General features: G+C 73.1%; 1 protein-coding gene. It reads right to left on the bottom strand.

Features of this window, described 5'->3' with window-relative positions:
- Positions 1–6493: type I polyketide synthase (locus LMU33_RS40535; protein WP_228627079.1), on the bottom strand; the 6493-nt coding region annotated here is incomplete at both ends.

The following is a 6493-nucleotide window of genomic DNA, read 5'->3' as shown; positions in this document are numbered from 1 at the left end:
CTCGGGCTTCCACGTCCGTGCCGGCGGGGCACCGGCAGCGGAGGCGCGAACCAGCCTGCGGGCGAGCAGGCCGGAGGGTCGGATGGCGATCTGGTCCTCGTCGGCCGCGCCGGAGCCGGAGGCCCGGGACAGGGTGCCGACCGCACGGGACAAGGTGCCGGCCAGGCGGGACAGCGCCTGGGCGTCCACCGTCTCCGGCAGGTCGATCAACCCGCCCCAGCGTTCCGGATGCTCCAGGGCGGCCACCCGGCCAAGACCCCAGACCGCCGCCTGTGCCGGGTCCCGGGGCCGGTCTCCTACGGCGGTCGACATCGCGCCGCGGGTGACACACCACAGCGGGGCCGTGGCCTGGGCGTCGCCCAGCGCCTGCACCAGCACGGCGGTCGACGTCACCGCCAGGGGGCCGTCCAGCAGCGAGAGGACGCCCGTGACCGCGGACGCCGCGGTGGTGAGCCGTTCGGCCAGTGCGGCACGGTTGTCCGCGTCGGCCTGCGTCAGCACGAACTCATGGACGTCTGCACCGCGTTCGGCCAGCCCGCCGCAGATGTCCGTGGCGGCTCCCGTCTCCGGCACGACCACCAGCCATCGGCCGGACAGCCTTGTGCCGGAGGCATCGGCCAGCGGCTTCCACACGGTGCGGTAGCACCAGCCGTCCACTGTCGACCGCTCATCGCGCCGACGGCGCCAGGAGGACAGGGCGGGCAGCATGCCGTCGAGCCACGTGTCCTGCTCGACCTCGAGTTCGGCGGCGACGGCCGCCAGGTCCTGGCGCTCCACGGCCTGCCAGAACCGCGCTTCCACGGAGGCGTCGCCCACCGCGGCGGGCCGGGAAGCGGTGCCCGCGTGCTCGGGCCAGAAGCGGTGACGCTGGAACGCGTAGGTGGGCAGGTCGACGCTGCGTGCACCGGTGCCGGCGAAGAACGCCCGCCAGTCCACCGCGACACCCCGGACGTGGACCTGCGCCAGCGCCCTGACCAGCGCCTCCGCTTCGGAACGCCCCTTGCGCAGCACGGGTTCGAACACTTGGTCGTCGCCGGTGACGCACTCCTGGCCCATCGCCGACAGCACACCGTCGGGCCCGAGTTCGACATACGTCGTCACCCCTTCGGCCTCGAGCGCCCGGATGCCGTCGTGGAAACGGACCGCCTCACGGACGTGACGCACCCAGAACCCGGGGTCGGTGATCTCCTCCGCGGTCGCGAGCGCGCCGGTGAGATTCGAGACGACCGGAATCCGCGGAGCCTCGTACGACAGGCCCTCCGCAACCGCGCGGAACGCCTCCAGCATCCCGTCCATGTGCGGCGAATGGAACGCATGACTTACCGTCAGGCGCCTCGTCTTCCGACCCTGCGCCTCGAAGGAAGCGGCGATCTCCAGTACGGCGTCCTCGTCACCGGCGACCACCACGGAGGTCGGGCCGTTGACTGCCGCGATGCTCACGGCGTCGGTCAGGTACGGGGTGATCTCGTCCTCGGCGGCCTGGACGGCCACCATCGCACCACCGGCGGGCAGCTCCTGCATCAGCCGCCCACGGGCCTCGACCAGCGTGCACGCGTCGGCCAGCGACAGCACACCCGCACAGTGCGCCGCCGCGATCTCACCGATGGAGTGACCCGAGACGAAGTCCGGGCGCACACCCCACGACTCCAGCAACCGGAACAGCGCCACCTCCACCGCGAACAACGCGGGCTGCGTGTACGCCGTCCGGTCGAGCAGCCCGGCCTCATCGCCGAACATGACGTCACGCAGCGGAAGTCCGAACCGCTCGAAGACCTCGTCCAGTGCCCGGGCGAACACGGGACAGGCGTCGTACAGCTCCCGGCCCATCCCCAGCCGCTGGCTGCCCTGACCGGTGAACAAGAACGCCGACTTGCCGCCGGCAGGGGTGCCCTGCACGAGTCCGGTGGTGCTGCTTCCTTCGGACAGCGCGGTCAGCCCGGCCACGAGACCGTCGCGGTCCTCCGCGACGACGACGGCGCGTACGTCGAACGCCGAACGTCCGGTGGCCAGCGAACAGGCGACGTCGAGCGGCTCCGGCCCGGTGTGCGTGCCGAGGTGGGACAGCAGTCGGTCGGCCTGGGCACGAAGGGCGTCACGGGAGCGGCCCGACAGCAGGTAGGGCAGCACGGGCGGCGCCGGAGGGCCGGTCGGCCGCTCCGGCTCGTCCGTGGGCGCCTGTTCGAGGACAACGTGTGCGTTGGTGCCGCTGTATCCGAACGAGGAGACACCCGCACGGCGCGGCCGGCCCGTCCGGGGCCATTCCCTGGACTCGGTGAGCAGTTCTATCGCCCCCGACGACCAGTCCACGTGCGGGGTCGGCTCGTCCACGTGCAGGGTCTGCGGAAGCAGGTCGTGCCGCATCGCCAGGATCATCTTGATCACACCGGCGGCGCCCGCGACGGCCTGGGTGTGGCCGATGTTCGACTTCACCGAGCCCAGCCACAGCGGGCGGTCGGCGGGGCGGTCCTGGCCGTAGGTGGCGTGCAGTGCCTGTGCCTCGATCGGGTCGCCGAGCGTCGTACCGGTGCCGTGCGCCTCCACCGCGTCGACGTCGGCGGCCGACAGCCCGGCACTCGCCAGGGCCTGCCGGATGACGCGCTGCTGGGAGGGGCCGTTGGGCGCGGTCAGGCCGTTGCTCGCACCGTCCTGGTTGACGGCGCTGCCGCGCAGTACGGCCAGCACGGGGTGGCCGTTGCGGCGGGCGTCCGACAGGCGTTCCACCAGCAGCATGGCGACGCCCTCGGACCAGCTGGTGCCGTCGGCGGCAGCGGCGAACGCCTTGATACGGCCGTCGGCGGCCAGGCCGCGCTGCCGGCTGAACTCGGTGAAGGCACCCGGCGTGGACATGAGCGTCACGGCTCCGGCGAGGGCCAGTGAGCACTCGCCGTTGCGCAGTGCCTGCGCGGCCAGGTGCAGTGTGACCAGCGAGGAGGAGCAGGCGGTGTCGACGGTGATCGCGGGGCCCTCGAGGCCGAACGTGTAGGAGAGGCGGCCGGAGGCGACGCTGGCCGCGTTGCCGGTGCCCAGGTGTCCTTCGAGGCCGTCGGCGTCCCGCAGCCACAGGGTCAGGTAGTCCTGTTCGTTGGAGCCGACGAAGACACCGGTCCTGCTGCCGCGCAGCGTGGCCGGGTCGATCCCGGCCCGTTCGAACGCCTCCCAGGAGGTCTCCAGCAGCAACCGCTGCTGCGGGTCCATCGCCAGCGCCTCGCGCGGCGAGATCCCGAAGAAGTCCGCGTCGAAGTACGCGGCGTCGTGCAGGAAGCCACCCTCGCGCGTGTAGCTGGTGCCCTCACGGTCGGGGTCGTCGCTGTACAGGGCGTCGAGGTCCCAGCCCCGGTCGGTCGGGAAGCCCGTGATGCCGTCCCGGCCGGACACCAGCAGCTGCCACAGCTCCTCGGGGGTACGGACCCCGCCGGGGAAACGGCAGCTCATCGCCACGATCGCGATGGGGTCGTCGGCCGCGGCACCTGTCACCGGCACCACGGCGGTCTCGGTCTGCCGGCCGAGGAGCTCACCGCGCAGGTGCGTCGCGAGCGCGGCCGAGGTCGGATAGTCGAAGACGAGCGTGGGTGGCAGCCGCAGGCCGGTCGCGTCGCCGAGGAGGTTGCGCAGTTCGACGGCGGTGAGCGAGTCGAACCCGAGCTCCTTGAACGCGCGTGCGGGTTCCACCGCCGCGGGGCCGGCGTGCCCGAGCGCGTTCGCGACCTGGGTCCGTACCAGATCCAGCATGATCCGGTCCTGCTCGGGTGCCGTCAGGCCGGTCAGCCGGTCGAGCAGGTGCGAGGCGCCGCCCGCCGCGGAGCCGACGGCACCGGCCGCCCGGCGCCGCGGAGCACGCACCAGCCCTCGCAGCAACGGTGACATGGCGCCCGCCGCCTGGCCGCGCAGGGCCGGCACGTCGACACGCATCAGGACGAGAGCCGCCTCGTCGGTGTCCTGGGCGAGGTCGAACAGCGTATGGCCCTCGGCGGCCGACAGCGGAGGCAGACCGGCGCGGCGCAGGCGGCGGATGTCCGTCTCGTCCAGCGTGCTCCCCATGCCGCCGGACTCGCCCCACAGGCCCCAGGCCAGCGAACTGGCCGGCAGCCCCTGGGCTCGCCGGTGCGCGGCCAGCGCGTCGAGAAACGCGTTGGCCGCCGCGTAGTTGGCCTGTCCGGGGCCGCCGAAGACACCGGAGGACGACGAGAACAGCACGAACGCCGACAGGTCCGCGTCACGCGTCAGCTCGTGCAGGTGCAGGGCGCCGTCGACCTTGGGCCCGAAGACACGGTCGACACGGCTCGGCGACTGGGAAGCGAAAACGCCGTCGTCCAGCACGCCGGCGGTGTGTACGACGGCGGTCAGCGGGTGGTCGGCCGGGACGGATGCGATGACCTCGGCGAGCGCCTCGCGGTCGGCCACGTCACAGGCCGCCCAGGTGACGTGCGCACCGAGCGCACCGAGTTCGGCGGTGAGTTCGTCCGCACCCGCTGCCTCGGCGCCGCGTCGGCTGACCAGCAGCAGACGCCGGACCCCGTGCTCCGTCGCCAGATGCCGGGCGAACAACCCGCCCAGCATCCCCGAAGCACCCGTCAGCAGCACCGTACCCTCGGGGTCGTAGGCCCTCGGACTCTCGATGGCGGCCCCCGCCGCGACCCGGGCCAGGCGCGGCACCAGAAGTTCCCCGGCGCGTACCGCCAGCTGCGGTTCGTCCGCGGCCAGTGCGGTGGACAGGACACGCCAGGACGCCTCCTCCCCGTCGCAGTCGACGAGGACGAAACGGTCCGGATTCTCCGAGACGGCCGAGCGCAGCAACCCCCATACGGCCGCCAGGGCCGGATCGACGTCCGCGTCCCGCTCGGCCGCCGCGACCGCACCGCGCGTCACCACGATCAGCCGCGCCCCCGCGAACCGGGTGTCGGCCAGCCACGCCTGCGCCAGCTCCAGCGCCTCCACCACCGCGGCACGCACAGCGGCACCGGAGAGGGCACCCGTCGCACCGATGTGAACGAACACCTCGTCCGGCACCGGAGCACCCAGGTCCACGGCGGCCGACAGCGCCGTCAGGTCCGCGTGAAGTCCGCTCGTCCCGTCCAGGAGGCCCGCCGGGACGGCCGCCGGGAACGAGGTCCAGCTGCCGAGCACGGCTCGACGGACACCGGCCGCGCCCGCGGATTCGGTCGCCGCGGCGGCCCGGTCCCGGCCGACCGGGAGGTTCACCCACTCCACTCGCAGGACCGACTCGTGGTACGCGACCCGTGCGGCCTGTACCTGATCCTTGGAGACAGCGCGCAGAACGAGCGACTCCACGGTCGCCACGGGCGCCCCCGCGGCGTCCGCGACCGCCAGCCGGACAGCGTCCCCACCCGTCGGCGCGAGGTGCACGCGCAATGCCGAGGCACCGCCGGCGTGCAGTGACACCCCGCTCCAGGCGAAGGGCAGCCGCCCGCCACCGGCGTCGTCGAGCACGCCCAGCCCGAGTGCGTGCAGCGCGGCATCGAGCAGGGCGGGGTGCAGTCCGAACCGTCCCGCCCCGTCCACGGCCGTCTCGGGCAGGGCGACCTCGGCGAAGACCTCCTCGCCGCGCCGCCAGGCCGCCCGCAGCCCCTGGAAGACCGGCCCGTAGCGCAGGCCGGTCTCGGCCAGTTCCTCGTACAGGTTGGCCACCTCGACCGGTTCCGCACCCGCCGGAGGCCATGCGGACAGGTCGACGGAGGACCGCTGGGCGCCGGAGGCGGCCAGCAGGCCGGTGGCGTGCCGGGTCCACGCCTGCTCGGTTCGGGCATCCTGCGGTCGCGAGGCGACAGTGAGCGGCCGCCGTCCGTCGTCGTCCGGCGCGCCGACCACCAGCTGCAGCTGTACGGCACCCCGCTCGGGCAGCACCAGCGGCGCCTCCAGCGTCAGCTCCTCCAGCCGGTCGCAGCCGACCTGGTCCCCCGCCCGGATCGCCAGCTCCACGAACGCCGTACCCGGCAGCAGCACCGCACCCATCACCGCGTGATCCGCCAGCCACGGCTGCGAGTCCAGGGACAACCGACCCGTGAACAACAACCCGTCGGAATCGGCCAGCGGCACCGCCGCACCCAGCAACGGATGCCCGGCCGCCTCCAACCCGGCCGACACCACATCACCCACCCAGCCCACCGGCGCCTCCAGCCAGAAACGCCGGTGCTGGAACGCGTAGGTGGGCAGGTCGACGCGTCGGGCGCCGGTCCCGGCGTAATACGCCTGCCAGTCGACCGCGATGCCCCGGGTGTGAGCCTGCGCAACTGCCGTGGTCACGGCCTCGGATTCCGCGCGGTCCTTCCGCAGTACAGGGACGAACGCGTGACCGTCGCCGGTGACGCAGTCCTGGCCCATCGCCGAGAGCACACCGTCCGGGCCCAGCTCGATGAACGTGGTGACGTTCTGGGATTCGAGCGTGCGGATGCCGTCACTGAAACGGACCGCCTCACGCACATGGCGAACCCAGAAACCGGGGTCGCTGATCTCCTCCGCGGTTGCGACCGTGCCG

It is taken from the genome of Streptomyces barringtoniae (assembly GCF_020819595.1).
In the GTDB taxonomy this organism is placed as follows: domain Bacteria; phylum Actinomycetota; class Actinomycetes; order Streptomycetales; family Streptomycetaceae; genus Streptomyces; species Streptomyces barringtoniae.
The sequence above is the reverse complement of the archived record's forward strand: the minus strand, read 5'-3'. Positions and strand labels throughout refer to the sequence as shown.